Source organism: Cryobacterium sp. SO1 (assembly GCF_004210215.2).
Classification (GTDB): domain Bacteria; phylum Actinomycetota; class Actinomycetes; order Actinomycetales; family Microbacteriaceae; genus Cryobacterium.
Map to the genome: position 1 here is coordinate 2,291,466 of NZ_CP067394.1, position 18,665 is coordinate 2,310,130.

The 18,665-nt window shown below is 68.8% G+C and carries 16 protein-coding genes; 7 read left to right on the forward strand and 9 right to left on the reverse strand.

Annotation, left to right across the window (positions count from 1 at the left end; genetic code table 11):
• Nucleotides 1–3: 3 nt before the first annotated feature.
• Entirely contained in the window at nucleotides 4–1,005 is a 1,002-nt protein-coding gene (locus BJQ95_RS10845; protein ID WP_130178821.1) for an L-lactate dehydrogenase, read from the reverse strand.
• Between the two features lie 72 nt (nucleotides 1,006–1,077).
• On the opposite strand from BJQ95_RS10845, the gene BJQ95_RS10850 reads away from it, so the two are divergent.
• Nucleotides 1,078–1,791 (forward strand): hypothetical protein, encoded by a 714-nt coding sequence (locus BJQ95_RS10850; RefSeq protein WP_130178820.1) that lies wholly within the window; start codon nucleotides 1,078–1,080, stop codon nucleotides 1,789–1,791.
• Nucleotides 1,792–1,805: 14 nt separating this feature from the next.
• Here the strand turns inward: BJQ95_RS10850 and BJQ95_RS10855 are convergent, their stop codons facing one another.
• From BJQ95_RS10855 to BJQ95_RS10890, 8 genes are all read right to left on the reverse strand, one after another.
• Nucleotides 1,806–2,480, reverse strand: a complete 675-nt coding sequence (locus tag BJQ95_RS10855) for a response regulator transcription factor (RefSeq protein ID WP_130178819.1) — start codon at nucleotides 2,478–2,480, stop codon at nucleotides 1,806–1,808.
• Nucleotides 2,481–2,500: 20 nt separating this feature from the next.
• Nucleotides 2,501–4,120 (reverse strand): sensor domain-containing protein, encoded by a 1,620-nt coding sequence (locus tag BJQ95_RS10860; RefSeq protein ID WP_240694886.1) that lies wholly within the window; start codon nucleotides 4,118–4,120, stop codon nucleotides 2,501–2,503.
• A gap of 198 nt (nucleotides 4,121–4,318) precedes the next feature.
• Nucleotides 4,319–4,630, reverse strand: coding sequence for a hypothetical protein (locus tag BJQ95_RS10865; RefSeq protein ID WP_256041353.1), 312 nt, complete (start codon nucleotides 4,628–4,630; stop codon nucleotides 4,319–4,321).
• 54 nt (nucleotides 4,631–4,684) lie between these two features.
• Complete coding sequence (locus tag BJQ95_RS10870; protein WP_130178818.1) at nucleotides 4,685–6,175, reverse strand: amidohydrolase; 1,491 nt, start codon at nucleotides 6,173–6,175, stop codon at nucleotides 4,685–4,687.
• Nucleotides 6,172–6,903 carry an FMN-binding negative transcriptional regulator gene (locus BJQ95_RS10875; protein ID WP_130178817.1) on the reverse strand — a complete coding sequence of 244 codons (732 nt, stop codon included), beginning with the start codon at nucleotides 6,901–6,903 and terminating at the stop codon, nucleotides 6,172–6,174. The genes BJQ95_RS10870 and BJQ95_RS10875 overlap by 4 nt, the downstream gene beginning before the upstream one ends.
• Nucleotides 6,904–6,982: 79 nt before the next feature.
• Entirely contained in the window at nucleotides 6,983–8,011 is a 1,029-nt protein-coding gene (locus tag BJQ95_RS10880; protein WP_130178816.1) for an Fpg/Nei family DNA glycosylase, read from the reverse strand.
• A gap of 46 nt (nucleotides 8,012–8,057) precedes the next feature.
• Nucleotides 8,058–8,546 carry a ribose-5-phosphate isomerase gene (locus BJQ95_RS10885; protein WP_130178815.1) on the reverse strand — a complete coding sequence of 163 codons (489 nt, stop codon included), beginning with the start codon at nucleotides 8,544–8,546 and terminating at the stop codon, nucleotides 8,058–8,060.
• A gap of 56 nt (nucleotides 8,547–8,602) precedes the next feature.
• Complete coding sequence (locus tag BJQ95_RS10890) at nucleotides 8,603–9,229, reverse strand: disulfide bond formation protein DsbA (protein WP_130178814.1); 627 nt, start codon at nucleotides 9,227–9,229, stop codon at nucleotides 8,603–8,605.
• A 282-nt stretch (nucleotides 9,230–9,511) separates the two neighbouring features.
• On the opposite strand from BJQ95_RS10890, the gene BJQ95_RS10895 reads away from it, so the two are divergent.
• The 6 genes from BJQ95_RS10895 to BJQ95_RS10920 all read left to right on the forward strand — a co-directional run bounded on the left by BJQ95_RS10895 (nucleotide 9,512) and on the right by BJQ95_RS10920 (nucleotide 18,621).
• Complete coding sequence (locus tag BJQ95_RS10895; protein WP_130178813.1) at nucleotides 9,512–11,089, forward strand: MFS transporter; 1,578 nt, start codon at nucleotides 9,512–9,514, stop codon at nucleotides 11,087–11,089.
• A 145-nt stretch (nucleotides 11,090–11,234) separates the two neighbouring features.
• On the forward strand, nucleotides 11,235–12,779 hold the full coding sequence (locus BJQ95_RS10900) for an SDR family oxidoreductase (RefSeq protein ID WP_130178812.1): 1,545 nt from the start codon (nucleotides 11,235–11,237) through the stop codon (nucleotides 12,777–12,779).
• Between the two features lie 142 nt (nucleotides 12,780–12,921).
• Nucleotides 12,922–13,677, forward strand: coding sequence for an exonuclease domain-containing protein (locus BJQ95_RS10905; protein WP_240694885.1), 756 nt, complete (start codon nucleotides 12,922–12,924; stop codon nucleotides 13,675–13,677).
• Between the two features lie 202 nt (nucleotides 13,678–13,879).
• Nucleotides 13,880–16,423 (forward strand): aminopeptidase N, encoded by a 2,544-nt coding sequence (gene pepN, locus BJQ95_RS10910; protein WP_130178811.1) that lies wholly within the window; start codon nucleotides 13,880–13,882, stop codon nucleotides 16,421–16,423.
• Nucleotides 16,424–16,535: 112 nt separating this feature from the next.
• Nucleotides 16,536–18,128, forward strand: coding sequence for a mechanosensitive ion channel family protein (locus BJQ95_RS10915; protein ID WP_205750212.1), 1,593 nt, complete (start codon nucleotides 16,536–16,538; stop codon nucleotides 18,126–18,128).
• 79 nt (nucleotides 18,129–18,207) lie between these two features.
• Nucleotides 18,208–18,621 carry a globin gene (locus tag BJQ95_RS10920; RefSeq protein WP_240694892.1) on the forward strand — a complete coding sequence of 138 codons (414 nt, stop codon included), beginning with the start codon at nucleotides 18,208–18,210 and terminating at the stop codon, nucleotides 18,619–18,621.
• Nucleotides 18,622–18,665: the final 44 nt, after the last annotated feature.

Here is an 18,665-nt window from a genome sequence, read left to right on the forward strand (position 1 = left end):
GCTTCAGGCCAGGCCGAGGGTGTCGAGCGAGGCGCGCAGGGTCGCGGCGGAGTGTTCGAAGAGGGCCTGTTCCTTGGCCGAGAACGGCACGTCGATGACGCGGGCGATGCCGCCGGCATCGATGACGCTAGGCACCGACAGGGCCACCCCGCTCACGCCGCGGTAGTCGGTGAGTACCGAACTGACCGGCAGGATGGCGCCCTCATCGCGCAGTACCGCCTCCACGATCCGGGCCCCGGACAGGCCGATGGCGTAGTTGGTGGCGCCCTTACCCTCGATCACCTTGTAGGCGGCGTTCTTGACCTCGTCGGCGATGGACTCGAACTCGGCCTCGGAGAACGGCACCGACCCGGGCGAGGCCGTGACGCCGGAGCGGGCGACCCCGGGCTCGCTGCGCGCGAGCATCCAGTCGGCCAGCGAGATCGGGCCGATCCGCGCCTGCGACCAGAGCGGGAACTCGGAGTCGCCGTGTTCGCCGACGATCAGGGCGTGCACATTACTGATCGCCACCCCGACCCGTTCGGAGAGCATCCAACGCAGCCGGGAGGAGTCCAGCACAGTGCCGGAGCCGAACACCCGCGCCGGCGGCAGGCCGCTGAACTGCTGGGCGGCGACGGCGAGCACGTCGACGGGGTTGGTGACCAGCACGAAGATGGCGTCCGGGGCCCGCTCGACGAGCTTGGGCATCAGGTCGCGGAGGATCTCCACGTTCACGCCGGCCATCTCGAGGCGGGACTGGCCGGGGTGCTGCCGGGCTCCGGCGGTGATCACGACGACGTTGGCGCCGCTCACGACGTCGAGATCGTCGCCGCCGGTGACCCTGGAGGCTCCGGTGAACTGGGTTCCGTGGGCGAGGTCGAGCACCTCGGCGGCAACCTTGGCGGAATTGATGTCGTACAGGGCCACCTCACGCGCGGATTCCCGGATCAGGGCCGCGTAGGCCAGGGAGGTTCCGACGGCGCCGGCGCCGACGATGGCCAATTTGGAGTTCTCAATCACGCTCATGGTCCCAGTGTCCTCCATCGAGCCCGCACCCCGGCACTGTTCGGCGTGGCGGATGCGGGCCACTATGGCTGCATGTCCGACGAGGAGCCGACGTCGACACCGCCGGGACCCGAGGTTCCACCCGCGGTGCGCGCCCAGTTGCTCGCCACCGAGCACTGGAGCCTGCTGGCCTCCCGCAGCAGCACCCAGGGCGAGGTGCTCACCCGCATCAGCATGTTCCTTTACCTGGTCTCGGCCGGGCTGGTGAGCCTGGCCCTGGCCGGCCAGGCGACCGATTTCGACGAAGGATTCCCCGGTTTCGCGCTCACGGTGCTGAGCATCATCCTGCTGGTGGGCATCCTCACCCAGCTGCGGGTGACCAACGTGAGCATGGAGGACCTGGCCTACGTGCTGGCAATGAACCGGTTGAGAGCGGCGTACGTCGACCTGGACCCGGGTGTGGCGCCCTACCTGATGGCGTCCCGTTTCGACGACATGCGTGGCGCCCAGACCACCTACTACTTCCTGGGCGTCCGGCCGCGGAACCTCAGCCAGATCCTCGGCAGCAGCATGGTGTTCATCATCGCGGTCAACGCCACCTTGCTCGGCTTGTTACTGGCCGGCATCACCCTCGGGCTGGGCCTGCCGCTGGTGATCAGCGTTGCAGCCTCCGTCGTCGGCAGCCTGTGCTTCCTGGTCGGCTCGGTCGTGGTGGGCGGCAGCCGGTATCTGGGTTTCTGGCGCCGCTACACGCCACTGTTCCCCTCTCCCCCGGCCGACAATCCGGCCGCGGCGCCGCCCGGATGAGCCGCAGCGGGCGGCTAGCCCTGCAGGAAGGCCAGCACCGCGAGCACCCGGCGGTGGTCCGACCCGGTATCGTCCAGGCCGAGCTTGACGAAGATCGAGGTGACGTTCTTCTCGACCGCGCCCACCCCGATGACCAGCCGTTCGGCGATGCCCACGTTGGTGCGCCCCTCCGCCATCAGCCCGAGCACGTCGCGCTCCCGCGGGGTGAGCGCCGCGAGCGGGTTGGTGCGCCGGGCCAGCAGTTCCCGCACCACCTGGGGGTCGAGCACCGTGCCGCCGGCGCTGACCCTGGCGACGGCGTCCTGCAGCTCGTCGAGGGAGGCCACCCGATCCTTGAGCAAGTAACCCAGTCCGCCCTCGCCGGACGCGAGCAACTCCTGCACGTAGGTGCCCTCGACGTACTGGCTGAGCAGCAGGATGCCGATGCCCGGCAGCCGGCGGCGCAGCTCGATGGCGGCGCGCACACCCTCGTCGCGGAAGGTGGGGGGCATCCGCACGTCGAGCACGGCGAGGTCGGGCCGGAGGAGCTCCACCTCGGCGAGCAGTGTGTGCGCGTCGCCGTAGGCGGCGACGGTCTCGAAGCCCGCCTCGGCGAACAGTCGCACCAGGCCCTCACGCAGCAGCACCGAGTCCTCCGCAAGCACCAGTCGCAGGGGGAGGTTCGGGTTGGGGCGCTCGAGTGTGCTCACCCGTTCAGGATAGGTCCCGATCACACCGGGGCCACCGAGCTGCCTGCCACAGAACTGCCCAGGACGGTCACGACCGGGATGTGGGCGCCGATGGCCGTCGGGCCGCCCGCCGGGCTCAGCACCGACAGGATGCCGCGGAGGCCCCTGAGGCGCTCGTCGAGGCCGGCCAGGCCGTGGCCGTCTCGCAGCACGGCGCCGCCGTGGCCGTTGTCGATCACCCAGAGGTCGAGCCAGGTGGAGTCGTCCTCCGGCACCCGGCGGAGTTCCAGGTGCAGCCGGATGCCGGTGGCGCCGGCGTGCTTGGCCACGTTGGTGAGCAGTTCGGCGGCGATGAAATAGGCGCTGCGCTCGATCTCTGAGGGCAGCCGGAGGTCGCGGTCCACCTGCAGTTCACGCTGCACGGGCACGGTGCTTCTGGCCGCGAGTGACTCGAGGGCCGCGATGAGGCCTCGGTCCTGCAGGATCGGCGGCACCAGCCCACGGGACAGCGCCCGCAGCTCCTCGAGGGTGTCACGGGCCTGCTCGCGGGCTTCACCGAGCAGCCGGCGGGCGGCATCCGGGTCGTCATCGAGCCGGCGTTCGGCGCTGGCGAGGTCCATCTGCAGGCGCACCAGGCGCTGCTGCGGGCCGTCGTGGATGTCGCGTTCGAGCCGGCGCAAGGACTGGTCCTCAGCCGACACCGCGGCACCGCGGGAGGCGCTGAGGTCGGCGACCTCGCGCTGCAAGGCCTCGGACGACCACGCACCCAGCATCACCACGGCGATGCCCTGGTGCATCATGACCAGCGCCCGGGTGAGGAACGGGAGGGTGAGCAGGAAGGCGAGGCCGAGTGCGGCGTTCACGACGTTCTCGGCGACCAGATTCTGGGTGCTGCCCGGACCGTAGGCACCGGTCCACAGCCCGAAGAGCCCTACGGAGCCGCTGTCAGCCGGCAGAGTCCAGCTCCACAGCCAGTAGGTGAGCCCGCCGAGCGCGCCGGACACCCAGACGATGGTAAGCGACCAGGACACGAGGCCGACGATGAAATTCACGACCATCCCGTGGAGCAGGTAGAGCCAGTAGTGCCCGGACACCAGCGGGCCGAGGATGGCGCGCAGCGGCGTGGCCGGCTCGCCCCGCGGAGTCCATTGCGGCGCGGTGATGCGGGGCCGGCCCGCCCAATTCAGTCGGGTGAGCTCGACGACCCCGAAGCCGCGCGCGGCGTACAGGGCGGCCACCACGATGAACAGGCCCACGAACAGGGCGACCAGGCTCAGGCCGGTGGAGAACAGGGTCACGAGGACCGAGAAGGCGACGACGATAACGGGCAGGGTCGGCAGCAGGAAGCCCAGTTCCCGCGGTGTTCTCGACCAGAGGCCGAGGTACCCGCGCCCTGCGCCCGACAGGCTGTCAGATCCGTCCCCGGGCGCTCTGCCGGTGGGGCTGCCGGAGGTCAGGCCTGACGGCGCACTGTTCGGCTGCCCCGTCGGAGTGCCGGTCGGAGCGGTGGATGGTTCGCTGGCGGGCTGCACGAAGCCCAGCGTGGCAGAGTTCAGGCGTTCGGTGTTGCCATTGGAGGTGCTGTCGGTCATGCTGTCGGGGGTGTCACCGGGGCCGGGACCGGCTGGGCTGTGGGCGGAGTTAGGGGTGTTGTTCGTCATGGTTCCAGCGTGCCCGGCGACGCAGACGGCGCCCATCCCCCTAGCCGCCGGATCGGGTTGGGGGTTATCCCCCGCAGGCGCGTCACACGCACGTCACGGGGTCTCGACAGGCTCGACCGACGAGTGGGCGCGACCCATCCGCACGTCACGGGGTCTCGACCGGCTCGACCAACGAACCGGGCACGACACGCACGTACGTCACGGGGTCTCGACAGGCTCGACCGACGAGTGGGCGCGACCCATCCGCTGGTTGAGCTTGTCGAAACCTGGCGAGCCGATGTCGCGGGCGCGACCCTGCACCTGTCGATTGGTCTCGACAGGCTCGACCGACGAGTGGGCGCGACCCATCCGCTGGTTGAGCTTGTCGAAACCTGACAAGCCGATGTCGCGGGCGCGACCCTGCACCTGTCGCTTGGTCTCGACAGGCTCGACCGACGAGTGGGCGCGACCCATCCGCTGGTTGAGCTTGTCGAAACCTGGCGAGCCGATGTCGCGGGCGCGACCCTGCACCTGTCACGGGGTCTCGACAGGCTCGACCAGCGCACCTGGGCCAACCGGGCGTGCTTAGAGCGTGGTGTGCGTGAACCGGCCACCGAGAAGCGTCGCGGCCACGGGCATGCGCCGCAGGTCGGCGACGGAGGCGACGAACGGGTCGATCTCGCAGACGGCCAGGTCGGCCGGCTGGCCCACGGCGATGCCGTGCCGGCCCCGAGCGGACGCCGCCAGCGCCGCCTGCCGGGAGATTGCCTGGCCGGGGTGCCAGGCGGCACGGTCACCACGGCTGCGGCCGACCGCGGCGGAGATCGCCACCCACGGGTCGAGCGGGGCGACCGGCGCGTCGGAGCCGAGCGCCAGGTGAACGCCGGCGGCGAGCAGGTCGGCCAGTCTGAAGGCCCGGTCGGTACGGCCGGCCCAGTACCGGTCGGCCACGTCGCGGTCGTCGAGGGCGTGCTCGGGCTGCACACTCGCGGTGATGCCCAACCGGGCGAACCGGGCCACATCGGCCTCGGTGAGCAGCTGGGCGTGTTCGATGCTGCCGGTGCAGCCCACAGCCTCGAAGGCGTCAAGGGCCAGGCTGTTCGCGTTGTCGCCGATGGCGTGCACGGCGGGTCGGATGCCCGCGGTGTGGGCCCGGCGCATGTGCTCCACGAGTTCGTCGGTGGGCACGGTCAGCATGCCGCGGTCGTGCTCCCCGGAGAGCCCGGGGTACGCGTCGAAGCAGTACGCGGTGCGAGTGTTCAGCGAGCCGTCGGTGATCACCTTGTAGGGGCCGACGGTGAGCAGCCCCCCGGTGCCGTCGATCACCTGCCCGCTGGTGAGGCCCTGTGCGATCGCGTCATCGAGGTGGTGGGTGTACAGGCCGAAGTCGACGCGCAGGGAATTCTGACCGGCGGACATCCGGCGACGCCAGACGTCGAGATTCCAGGTCATTTCGAGGTCGACGATGCCTACCACGCCGCGAGCGGCGGCGGAACGTGCGGCCTCGGCAGCCCAGGCGTCGAGGTCGGCGTCCGGCACGTTGTCGATGGCGCGTTCGACGGCGAAGGCGTCGTCCTCGCGGAGCAGCCCGGTCTGGTGGCCGGCGAAGCCGTAGACGGCGAGGGCGGCGGAGTTCAACCAGCAGCTGTGCAGGTCGCCGCTGACCATCACCACGGGTACCGGACCGGACACCGCGTCGAGCAGGGTGCTGCTCGGGGCATCCGGCCAGAGGCCGTCACGAAAGCCGAAGCCGACCAGCCGGTCCTGGTCTCCGGCCGTGGGCAGGGCGGCCAGTGCCGCCAGCCGCCCGGCCACCAGCTGGGCGGCGGCGTGTGCGCTGGTTGCCTCGGACACATCGAGGCGCCGGGAGGTCTGCGCCCACTGGCTGAAGTGCACGTGGTTGTCCCAGAGCCCCGGGATGATCCAGCGTTCGCGGAGGTCCTCGGTGCGGATTGTCGGTGAGCGGCCGGCGTCGGCCGCGAGGTAGCCGATCGAGGTGATCTGGCCGTCGTCGATGCGCACGTCGACGAGCTCGTCGCTGCCCGGCAGCCGGCCGTTGCGCAGCAGCAGGCTCATTCGGCGGCCTGCCGACCGGACGCGGCCTGGTCGGATTTGCGCTGGCCGGACTCGCGCTGCTCTGGTGCGCCCTGTTCTGGTGCGCCCTGGTCGGGCGAACTGGCGTGGGCGCGGCGCATCTGCGCGGCGAGCGACGGGCTGGCGTACGGACCGTCACCGTCCAGTTCGGCGAGGATCCGCTGGACTGTTTCGGCCGGCTTGTTCTGGCTCATCTTGTTCTTGGCCGTGAACCGCGTCACCCGCAACCGGAACCCGACGGTGCCGGCCACGATCCGGGCCGCGTATTCGGCGTTCTCGACGGTGCCGTTCATACGCCGGGGTTCGGGCAGGCGATCTTCGAAGTGGTCGACGAGAGCGGCGAGCACCCGCAGGTTCTCCGCGTCGCTGAGGATCTCGGGCGTGCCGTGCAGGTGCGCGGTGACGAAATTCCAGGTCGGCACGGCAGGGCGGGCGTCGTACCACCCGGGCGAGATGTATCCGTGCGGGCCCTGCACGATCATGAGCAGCTCGTGCGCGCCCAGCTCGTGGAGCTGCTCGTCGGGCCGGCCCACGTGGCTGAGGAGCACGATCTCACCGTCGGCCGCCTCCGGGTCCAGGATCACCGGATAGTGCGAGGCAACGAGCTCACCGGCATCGGTGTGGCTGACCAGGGACACCCAAGGGTTCTCTCGGATCAGCCGGCGCACCTCGTCGACCTGGTCGAGCGCGAAACTGGGGTTGGTTCTCACGGGGCGGGCTCCTGGTGCGATGAGGGGTCGGCGGCGGATGTGGCGGGTACGGTCGCCTGGGCGGGGCCGGTGGGGCAGGTCAGGCTTGGCAGGACGGGCAGTAGTAAAGCTTGCGGGCGGCCATTTCCTCGAGGGTGATGTGGGTGCCGCAGACCCGGCAGGGCAGGCCCTCGCGTTTGTAGACCCAGTGCCGGTCGGCGCGGTTCTTCATCGCGAGCACGTAGGCCTGCCCGTCGAGGTCGTCCATGGTCATCATCTGGCCGGTGGCCACGCCGATGGCCAGCAGGTGCGCCCAGTCCCGCCAGAGGGCGCGCAGGCTCTCCTCGCTGAGGGACTTGCCGGGCGCGTGCGGGTTGATCCGGGCCCGGAACAGCAGTTCGGCGCGGTACACGTTGCCGATGCCGCTGACCACGGATTGGTCCATCACGAGCAGGCCGATGCGGGTGGGCTTCTTGCGCACGGTGTCTACGAAGCGCTGTTCGGCCTCTGGCGTGTCCTCCAGCTGAGGGTCGGGTCCGAGCCGGTTCATCACGGCGTCCACTTGGGCCGGGTCGAGCACCTCGCAGGCGGTGGGGCCGCGGAGGTCGGCCGAGACGGTGTCGGTGAGCAGCCGCACCCGCACCTGACCCACGGGCTCCGGCGGGAAGGTGCCCTCGGCCGGTCCCTGAGCCTGTCGGAGGGTTTCCTGCTCGGCCATCCGCACCCGGGTGCGCCGGGGCGCACCGATGCTGTGCATCGAGTTCTCACCGGCAGAGTCCAGCACCGCATCGCCGTCCGGCCCGCGCGAGGCGAGAGCGCCGAGGTCGGTGCCGCGCTGGTTGGTCTGGCCCATCCGCCCGTTGCTGGAGGCGATGGTGGCGTCCATGATGATGTCTCCCGCGAAATCCCAGGCTCCGTACATGCCCAGGTGCACGCGCAGCCACAGGCCGTTGTCGAACTCGAGGAACATCTGCTTGCCCACGGCGCGGGCATCCGTCATCACGTGGCCGTCCAGTTGCGCGGCCCCGGCGGCGAACCGGCCCTGCGGGCTCGACAGCCAGACGCGGCGGCCCACGAAGTTACGTGCGAACTGCCGGGTGATGCGGTGGACGGAATGACCCTCTGGCACGACGGCGCCTCTCGGATTCGGGTGGTGGACAGCTCAGCTGACCAGGTCAGTTGCTGAGGACGGTGCCGGCAATCGTGCCGGTGTTCTCGTACTCGGCCAGCTGGTCGATGCGGCGCTGGTGACGCTCCTCACCGGGGAACGGCGTGGCCACGAACGTGTCGATGAAGGCGATCACGTCGTCGATGGGGTGCTGGCGGGCGCCGATCGCGATCACGTTCGCGTTGTTGTGCTCGCGCGCCAGAGTAGCCGTCGCCTGGTTCCAGACCAGCGCTGCCCGCGCGCCCCTCACCTTGTTCGCGGCGATCTGTTCCCCGTTGCCGGAGCCGCCGAACACCACACCGAGGGCGTCGATGCCGGCGGCCTGGTCGGCGACCACGGCTACGGCCGCGCTGATGCAGAACGCCGGGTAGTCATCGAGCGGTTCGTAGCTCGTGGGCCCGTGGTCGATGACCTCGTGGCCGGCGGCGTCCAGGTGCCTGATCAGGTGCTTGCTGAAGTCGAGTCCGGCGTGGTCGGTGGCGATGTGGATGCGCATGCTCAGCAGTCTATTTTGTCAAGCCCGGGCGGCGCTCCGCCCGGGCGGCGCGGGCGCTACTCTGCGGCGGCCACGAGCGCGGGCGCGAAGATCGGCTCGCGGGTGCGGCTGCGCTTGATCTCGAAGAACCCGTCGTAGCCGGCCACGGCCACCACTCCGTCCCAGAGTGCGAGGGCCTGGTCGCCGGTCGGGGCGGGCGAGATCACCGGGCCGAAGAAGGCCACGTCGTTCACGGCGATCACCGGGGTACCCACATCCTGGCCCACCCGGTTGATGCCGTCGAAATGGCTGGCGCGCATCTGCGCGTCGAACTCGTCACTCTCGGCGTAACGGGCGAAGTCGGCCGGCAGGCCCACCTCGGCGAGCGCCGCGGGAATCACTGAATCGGCATCCGAGTTGCCCTCGTGGTGGATTCGGGTGCCCAGAGCATCGTAGAGCGCCTTGACGGTTTCCTGGCCGTGCAACTCCTGCGCGGCCTGCACCAGGCGGGTGTACTTGAGAGCTCGCGGGAAGAATGCGCGGTACTCCTCGCTCACGTCGTTGTTCTCGTTCAGCACCGCCAGGCTCATCACCTGCCAGCTCACGTCGAAGCCGCGCAGATCACTCACCTCGTCCACCCAACGAGAAGTCATCCAGGCCCAGGGGCAGGAGGGGTCGAACCAGAAGGTCACAGAGTCGCTCATCGTTCAAGCCTAAGTGAGTCGACCGTCCTGAAAGTCGCGAAAACGAGGCACCTCAGACCCGACTAAAGCCCTGTCCAGAGGGCTTATTAGAAATGAAATGCCTGATTCAGCGGCAAATTGCGCTAAAATTGTCGCTTATGCCCGCTGAGGGGCGGCCCCGCATCCGGGGCACATGACCTCCATCTGAGGCATCTCATGACCTCCACTCAAGGTCTGGCATGTCTGCGCAAGAGTCATGTCATGACCTCGTAATGAGGCATCTCTACAGTCAGAAAGTGACTCATGTCAAACGCTATTAGCGGTGCGGATCGCACCGTCAAGAAAATCAAGAAGCCGCTGCTTCGTCGGAAGCTCAAGGTGTCCGACGTCAACGTCGTCGACCGCCCGGTGCTGCGCAAAGCTCTCGGTGGAACCATCGTCGGCAACACCATGGAATGGTACGACGTCGGAGTCTTCGGCTACCTGATCACCACCATGGGTCCCGTCTTCCTCCCCGAGGCAGACCCGACGGTGCAGACCCTGTTCCTGCTCGGCACCTTCGCTGCCACGTTCATCGCCCGCCCGCTCGGTGGCGTGTTCTTCGGGTGGCTCGGCGACAAGCTCGGCCGCCAGAAGGTTCTCGCCATGACGCTGATGCTCATGGCCGCGTCGACCTTCGTGGTCGGCATCCTGCCCGGCTATGCCCAGCTGGGCATCTGGGCCGCGGTGCTCCTCGTGCTGACCAAGCTCGTGCAGGGCTTCTCCACCGGTGGCGAGTACGCCGGTGCCACCACCTTCGTCAGTGAGCACGCCCCGGACAAGAACCGCGGCTACCTCGCCAGCTTCCTCGACATGGGCAGTTACCTCGGCTTCGCCATGGGTGCCGCTCTCGTATCGATCCTGCAAATCACCCTCGGTCAGGCCGCGATGGAGGAGTGGGGCTGGCGTCTGCCGTTCCTGCTTGCCGGACCGCTGGGCCTGATCGCCATCTACTTCCGCATGAAGATCGAAGAGTCGCCGACCTTCCAGGCCAGCCTGGACGCCCAGGAAGCGGCGCTGAAGGACCCGGCCATCGTTGATGACGACAGCATTCCCAAGGGACCGCTCGCCATCTTCAAGAACTACTGGCGCGGCATCCTGCTCGCGATGATCCTCGTCGCCGCCGCGAACACCGTCGGCTATGCCCTCACCTCGTACATGCCCACCTACCTCACCACCACCATGGGGTACGACCCCGTGCACGGAACCCTGCTGACCATCCCGATCCTCGTGATCATGGCCTGCTGCATCCCGCTCACCGGTCGCCTCAGCGACAAGATCGGCCGACGCCCGGTGCTGTGGATGGGTTCGATCAGCGCCGTGGTGTTGTCCATCCCCGCGTTCCTGCTCATCGGCGCCGGATCGATCTGGACGACGCTTCTGGGTCTGGCCCTGATCGCCCTCCCCGTGACGTTCTACGTCGCCAACCTCGCCTCCGCACTGCCGGCCCTGTTCCCCACGGCCAGCCGCTATGGAGCGATGGGCATCGCCTACAACTTCGCGGTGGCCATCTTCGGTGGAACGACGCCGATCATCATCGACGCGCTCATCGTGGGAACCGGCAACGACATGATGCCGGCGTACTACCTCATGCTGACCTCGTTCATCGGTGGAATCAGCATCTTCTGGCTCAAGGAATCCGCGAACCGCCCGTTGCCCGGCTCCATGCCGAGCGTGGAATCGGTCGAGGAGGCTCACGAGCTGGTCGCCGGCCAGTTCGAGAACCCGCTGCTCGACCACGACGAGATGCCGTTCGACGCCACGTTCGAGCCGCCGACCTCGTCGATGGACCTGAGCGCGCTCAAGACGGCCGAGTCCGACGCGGAGCCGGCCAAGGTCTAGCCTCTCAAGACCACCGCACCACATCGACGGTCGAGCCTGTCGAGACCCCCGCGCCGCACGGCACATCACGGGGTCTCGACAGGCTCGACCAACGTGTGGACGGTTTCTGAGTCCATCACCGGATGCGCCGTCGTAGAATTCTCTGATGACCACCGAGCAACACCCGCAGGGCGCACCCGCCGATTCAGCGTCCGCCGAGTCCCTCAGCAACACGACCGCCGGCGACGCATCCGCCGGCACGGCGATCGACCCGAAGGACCTCGAGGTGGCCCTGCGCGTGCTCGCGTCGCTGGCCACCATCGACCCGGACGACCCGGACTTCGTCACCGTGCGCCAGGCCACCGCCAAGATGTTCAAGTCGGTCAAGACCGTGCGCCGGCACGAGAAGCGCCAGCTGATCGCGGATGCCGACCGTGAGGTCATCGCGGCCACCGCCACCGGAGCTCCCACCCGCATCGACGACGAGACTATCGGCGCCCAGCTGCGCCTGGGCACCGACCGGCCCAGCGCCGGCGAATTGCTCGTGCCGCGGGCCTGCTACATCTGCAAGCAGAAGTACACCCTGGTGGATGCGTTCTACCACCAGCTCTGCCCGAGCTGCGCGGCGATGAGCCACACCAAGCGAGACGCCCGCACCGACCTCACCGGCAAGCGGGCACTGCTCACCGGCGGGCGCGCCAAGATCGGCATGTACATCGCGCTGCGGTTGTTGCGCGACGGCGCGCACACGACTATCACGACCCGATTCCCGCGCGACGCCGTGCGACGGTTCAGCGCCATGCCGGACTCCAAGGACTGGCTGCACCGCCTGCGGGTGGTGGGCATCGACCTGCGCGACCCTGCGCAGGTGATCGGCCTGGCCGACTCCGTCGCCGCTCAGGGCCCGTTGGACATCCTGATCAACAACGCCGCCCAGACCGTGCGCCGCTCCCCCGGCTCGTACTCCCCCCTGGTCGAGGCCGAGTCGTCGCCGCTGCCGGACGGGGAGCTGCCCGAGATCGTCTCCTTCGGGCACACGAATGACGCGCATCCCACCGCGCTCGCCGCCTCGGTGGCCAGCCACCCGATCCTGGCCGCCGCGGCGACCGGCGCCGCCCTCACCGCGGACGACCTCACCGCGCTGGCACTGGCCCCCGGGTCGTCCTCGCTCGCGCGGCTGAACGCGGGCACCGCCATCGACGCCGGCGGCTTGGTGCCCGACCTGCACGAGGAGAACAGCTGGACGGCCAACGTCGAAGACGTCGACCCCCTCGAGATGCTCGAGGTGCAGCTGTGCAACACCACAGCCCCGTTCCTGCTGGTCAGCCGGCTTCGCGCCTCGATGGCCGCATCCGACGCTCGCCGCACCTACATCGTGAACGTGTCGGCGATGGAGGGTGTCTTCGGCCGCGGCTACAAGGGCCCCGGCCACCCGCACACCAATATGGCCAAGGCCGCGCTGAACATGCTCACCCGCACCAGCGCCAAGGAGATGCTCTCCGACGGCATCCTGATGACGAGCGTCGACACCGGCTGGATCACCGACGAGCGCCCGCATCCCACCAAGATCCGTCTGGCCGAGGAGGGCTTCCACGCCCCGCTCGACCTGGTCGACGGTGCCGCCCGGGTCTACGACCCCATCGTGCGCGGGGAGGCCGGCGAGGACATCCACGGCGTCTTCCTCAAGGACTACCGCCCCGGCACCTGGTAACCCCACTCCCCCTCTCGCGAACCGTGAGAAAAGCCCCGTGAAACTCGATTCTGAGGTGCTTAGCTCACAGTTCGCGGAAGGGAATGGCGGCGCTCCCGGGCACCTCACCGTGAGTGTCGGTGGGCGCCGATAGGGTCGGAGCGTGCAGACATCTACCGCGAAGACCGCCATCGCCGACATCCCCTCGCTGTGTGTGTTCGACCTGGAGACCACCGGGGTGAACACCGACGAGGACCGCATCGTCACGTGCTTCATCGGCCGCGTCATGCGCGACGGAACCGTGAACGGCTCGTACAGTTGGCTGCTCAACCCGGGCATTCCCATCCCGGACGGGGCTTCAGCCATCCACGGCATCACCGATGAGGTCGCCAAACGCGACGGGGTCGACCCGGCCACCGCGATCGCGGAGATGCTCGCGGTTCTGCGCCGCAGCATCGAGGGCGGCCGCCCGATCGTGGCGTACAACGCCAGTTTCGACCTCTCCATGCTCAATTCCGAGGCCCGCCGCTACGGCCTGGCGCCCATCGAGGACTTCGGCCCGGTGCTCGACCCGTACGTGATCGACAAGGCCATCGACCGGTACCGCAGGGGCAAGCGCACCCTGGTGGCCACCGCCGAGTACTACGGCGTGCTGCTCGAGGGCGCCCATGACGCCGAAGCGGATGCCGTGGCCACCGGCCGGGTGGCCTGGGCGCTGTTGGCCAAAACCGAGGAGACCGACCTGCACAGCCTGCACGACCGCCAGGTCGGCTGGGCGCTGGAGCAGGCGCAGAGCTTTCAGGCGTACCTGCGCAAGTCCAAGGGCGACGACCTGATCGTCATCGACGGGGCGTGGCCGATCCGGGTTGGCGCCGACCGCGCGAGCGCAGTGCCCGTGCTCATCGCTCCCCCGGCGTAACCGACCCAGCCGCACGACCCCGCCGCACTCACCCGCGCCGTACCCGACGCCGCCGCACCGGATTGCGCCCTGCCCGCGCCGGCTTCCGCGCCCGTTCTGCGGCCCGCGGCCTCATCGGGCGCACCGCTGCCGCCACCGTGGCTAGGCTTGTTCCTTATGCGGATGCGCCAGAAGCGCCCCCGAGACGAAAATGGAGAAACCGTTGCCCGGAGAAAACCTCACCAGGATCGAAGCCCAGGAGCGGAAGGCGCTCGTCAGCGTGACCAGGTACGACGTCACCCTTGACCTGACGACTGGTCCGACGACCTTCGCCAGCACCACCACCGTCGCTTTCGGCGCCGTGGCCGGCAGCTCGACCTTCATCGACGCGATCACCGAGAGCGTGCACAGCGTCACCCTCAACGGCGTTCAGCTCGACCCGGCCGCCGTCAGTGACGGCATCCGTATTCAGCTGGAAAACCTCCAAGCCGACAACGTGCTCACCGTCGTCGCCGACGCGGCGTACACGAACACCGGTGAGGGCCTGCACCGCTTCGTCGACCCCGTCGACAACGAGGTCTACCTGTACAGCCAGTTCGAGGTGCCGGACTCCCGGCGGGTCTTCGCGGTCTTCGAACAGCCCGACCTCAAGGCCGTGTTCAACTTCACCGTCACCGGCCCCGGCGCCTGGCAGGTCATCTCCAACTCGGCCACGCCCGAGCCCACGGATGCCGGCAACGGCAACAAGACCTGGGCTTTTCCGCCCACCCACACCATCTCCAGCTACATCACCGCTCTCGTGGCCGGTCCCTACGCCGTGGTGCGCAGCGAGCTCACCTCCAGCGACGGCCGCATCATCCCGCTGGGCCTGTTCAGCCGCAAGAGCCTGTTCGAGTACCTGGACGCCGACTACATCTTCGAGAAGACCCGTCAGGGCTTCGCCTACTTCGAGGAGAAGTTCGACTTCCCGTACCCGTTCGACAAGTACGACCAGATGTTCGTGCCGGAGTTCAACGCCGGCGCCATGGAGAACGCCGGCGCGGTCACCTTCACCGAGACCTACGTCTTCCGCTCCAAGGTGACCGACGCGATCAGGGAACGCCGCGTCGTCACGATCCTGCACGAGCTGGCGCACATGTGGTTCGGCGACCTGGTCACCATGAAGTGGTGGAACGACCTGTGGCTGAACGAGTCGTTCGCCGAGTGGGCGTCGACCATCGCCACCGCGGAGGCAACCGAGTGGACCGAGGCGTGGACCACCTTCGCGGCGATGGAGAAGAGCTGGGCCTACCGCCAGGACCAGCTGCCCTCGACCCACCCGGTCGTCGCCACCATCACCGACCTCGAAGACGTGCAGGTGAACTTCGACGGCATCACCTACGCCAAGGGCGGCTCCGTGCTCAAGCAGCTCGTCGCCTGGGTCGGCATCGACGCGTTCTTCACGGGTGTGGCGTCGTACTTCAAGAAGCACGCCTGGGGCAACACCGAGCTCTCCGACCTGCTCGTCGAACTCGAAGCGGCCAGCGGCCGGGACCTGTCTGGCTGGGCCGCGCTGTGGCTGGAGACCGCCGGCGTGAACACGCTGCGCCCGCAGATCGAGGTCGACGACGCCGGTGTCATCACCGCGTTCGCCGTGCTGCAGACCGCCACGGACGACTACCCCACCATCCGCCCGCACCGCCTGGCGATCGGGTTCTACGACCTGGTCGACGGCGCCCTGGTGCGCACCCACCGGGTCGAGCTCGACGTCGACGGCGCCCAGACGGATGTTCCGGAGCTTGTCGGCCGCAGCCGCGCCGACCTGATCCTGCTCAACGACGACGACCTCGCCTACGCCAAGGTACGCCTGGACCCGGCCTCGCACGCCGTGGCCCTCGAGCACCTCGCCGCCATTGAGCGCCCGCTCGCCCGCTCGCTGGTCTGGGGATCCGTGTGGGACGCCACCCGCGACGCGGAGACTTCGCCGCGCGACTTCGTCAAGCTGGTGCTCGGCAACATCGCCACCGAGACCGAATCCACCACGCTCCGCACGGTGCTCGGCCAGGTGTCGCTCGCGGCGCAGTACTACGTGGCTCCTGAGCACCGCGATGCCACCGTCGCTTCGGTCGGCGACGCGCTGTGGACTCTCGCCCAGGGCGCGGAGGCCGGCAGCGACGCCCAGTTCCAGTTCGTCAAGTTCTTCGCCTCCGTCGCCGAAACACCGGCGCAGCTGGCCGCCGTCGCGGGATTGCGCACGGGAGCGTTCGCGCTGCCGGGCCTGAGCATCGACACCGACCTCAGCTGGGAACTGCTCGCGGCGCTCGTCGCCGGCGGCCAAGCGGGCGAGACTGAGATCGCTGCAGCCCTGGCCGCCGACAACACCGCCACCGGCGCCCAGTCGGCCGCGAACGCGCGCGCCGCGATCCCCACCACCGAGGGCAAGCAGGCCGCCTGGTCGTCGCTCATCGATGTTGATACCGCCCCGAACACCATCGTGCGGGTCACCGCAGCCGGGTTCCTGCGCGCGCACGACACGAGCCTGCTCGAGCCGTTCGTTGGCCAGTACTTCGACATGCTGCAGAAGGTCTGGGCGTCGCGCAGCTACTCCATCGCGGAGAAGCTGATCGTGGGTCTGTACCCGTCGCCACTGTCGAACCAGGCCCTGGTCGACGCGACCCGCGCGTGGCTGGATGCGAACCCCGAGCCCGCGGCGCTTCGCCGTCTCGTGGTGGAGAACCTGGCCGGCGTGGAGCGGAGCCTCCGCGTGCAGGCCCGCGACCAGGAGTAACCGCAACTACCCGCAGCACCTCGACGGCGTCGCCTCGATTTCCTTGTGAATCGGGCGGCGCCGTCGGCGTCTCAGGATGCGCCGGGCACGCGCTCGGTAGACTGGGCGCGCTATGACATGGGACACATTTTGGACAACAGTCAACCTGATTCTGGGATGGAAAATCATCAGAGTCGCATTCATCATCATCTTCGCGCTCATTGCGCGTTGGCTGCTTCTCTTCGCCATCCATCGCGTTGTGAACCAGATCGTGTCCGGGGTGAAGAAGACCCAGAACGTTGACGACACGCAGGCTCTGAACGTCTCGCCGGTATCCGCTGTACGCACCGTGCAGCGCACCCGCACACTGGGTTCCGTGCTCACGAACATCGTGAACGTGCTGGTCGTCGTGGTCAGCATTCTGCTGATCGTGACCGTGATCGACCCCAACATCCTCACCTCGTTCGCCCTCCTCACCGCCGCTCTCGGCGCCGGCCTCGGTTTCGGCGCCCAGAACATCGTCAAGGACGTGCTCAACGGCCTCTTCATGGTGATGGAGGACCAGCTCGGCGTGGGCGACGTGGTGGACCTGGGCCCCGCGACGGGTGTCGTCGAGGCCGTCGGCATCCGCATCACCCAGGTACGCGACGTCAACGGCACCCTGTGGTTCGTGCGCAACGGCGAGATCCTGCGCGTCGGCAATATGTCGCAGGGCTGGGCCCGCGTGATCATCGACCTCGCCGTGCCGTACAAGACCGACGTCGACGCCGTCCAGGCCGAGATGCTGCGTGTTGCCGTGGAGATGGCGACGAACAGCAAGTGGCGCTCCAGGGTGCTGGAGAAGCCCGAGGTGTGGGGCATCGAGTCGATCGCCGAAGAGGCCATCGTCATCCGCATCGTCATCAAGACCCGCACCACGGCCAAGGACGATGTGGCCCGCGAACTGCGGTTGCGGCTCAAGAAGGCGCTCGACGTGATGGGAATCGAGTTGCCCTCGCTGACCAGCATCGTGCTCACCGGTTTCGAGGGCGCCGCGAGCGTGCAGGGCGCCCGCCCGCCGCGCACCACACCGCTTCCCGTGATCGCTCCGCCAAAGAAGGCCCCACGGAAGAGCCGTGCCGCCAAGGCCGCCGAGGCGGCAGCCGCGGCCGCCGCGCCGTCGCCGCACGCAGCGACACCGCAGACCGCAGTGCCGCAGACCGCCGCGCCGCAGACCGCCGCGCCAGACACCGCAGCACCCCAGCCCCCGCGCGCTGCGAAGCCACCGGTGACGCGCCCCATCGGGTCCACCCCGCAGACCAGCGACGCCACCGCCCAGCCCACCACCCGCATCCCGTCCATCGCCCGCAACCAGGCACCGCGTGCGCCCCGCACAGTACACCTGCCGGTGCAGGATGCTTCCCCCGCGTTCTCCGACGCGCCCGACGTTTCGAGCGCACCGCCCGTCGCCACACCGCCCGAGCGCCCGGCGGCCACAAGCGAGCCCGCCGGGTCTCCCACCAAGCCCGTCTCGAAGCAGCCGGCGAAACCGCGCACCCGGCCGATCGACAAGCCGGCCGAGCAGAATCCGGCAGAGCAGAAGCCTGCCAGCCAGGCGCCGACGGCCCAGAAGCCGGCTGGGCAGAAGTCGACCGCCCAGAAGCCGGCGGAGCAGAAGCCGGCGGAGCAGAAGCCGGCACCGCCGTCCGACCCGAACCCCCCGCGCGATGGAGACCTCAATGACTGATCCGAACGCTTCGAACGACACCATCAGGCCCGCCTCCGCCCAGGGGCCGGTCCTGATCCCGGTCACGGGGGCCTCAGGGGTGCACCTACGCGCCGGCGAAAACGGCGCGGCGCTCGGGCCGTCGTTCTACCGCGAGGTCGGCGGTCGGCCGTTCTTCGAGAAGCTCGTCGCCGAGTTCTACCGTGGCGTAGCCGGCGACCCCGTTCTGAAGCCCATGTACCCGGAGGAGGACCTCGGCCCCGCCGCCGAGCGGCTCACCGGGTTCCTCGAACAGTACTGGGGCGGCCCCGGCACGTACAGCGAGCAGCGCGGCCACCCGCGCCTTCGCCAGCGCCACCAACCGTTCAAGGTGAACCCTGACGCACGCGACCGCTGGCTGCTGCACATGAAGAATGCCCTCGACTCCTGTGAGCTGCCGCCGCTGCAGCGCGCCACGCTCTGGGACTACCTCGAGCGCGCGGCGCACGCTATGGTCAACACTTTCGACGAATAACCTCCACCGCGCGCCATCCGTGCCGCACGCCCCTGTTTCACCAC

Coding starts and splice junctions, on each gene's coding strand:
- BJQ95_RS10845 (WP_130178821.1), bottom strand. CDS start 1,005: ATGAGCGTGATTGAGAACTCCAAATTGGCCATCGTCGGCGCCGGCGCC.
- BJQ95_RS10850 (WP_130178820.1), top strand. CDS start 1,078: ATGTCCGACGAGGAGCCGACGTCGACACCGCCGGGACCCGAGGTTCCA.
- BJQ95_RS10860 (WP_240694886.1), bottom strand. CDS start 4,120: ATGACGAACAACACCCCTAACTCCGCCCACAGCCCAGCCGGTCCCGGC.
- BJQ95_RS10870 (WP_130178818.1), bottom strand. CDS start 6,175: ATGAGCCTGCTGCTGCGCAACGGCCGGCTGCCGGGCAGCGACGAGCTC.
- BJQ95_RS10885 (WP_130178815.1), bottom strand. CDS start 8,546: ATGCGCATCCACATCGCCACCGACCACGCCGGACTCGACTTCAGCAAG.
- BJQ95_RS10890 (WP_130178814.1), bottom strand. CDS start 9,229: ATGAGCGACTCTGTGACCTTCTGGTTCGACCCCTCCTGCCCCTGGGCC.
- BJQ95_RS10895 (WP_130178813.1), top strand. CDS start 9,512: ATGTCAAACGCTATTAGCGGTGCGGATCGCACCGTCAAGAAAATCAAG.
- BJQ95_RS10900 (WP_130178812.1), top strand. CDS start 11,235: ATGACCACCGAGCAACACCCGCAGGGCGCACCCGCCGATTCAGCGTCC.
- BJQ95_RS10915 (WP_205750212.1), top strand. CDS start 16,536: ATGACATGGGACACATTTTGGACAACAGTCAACCTGATTCTGGGATGG.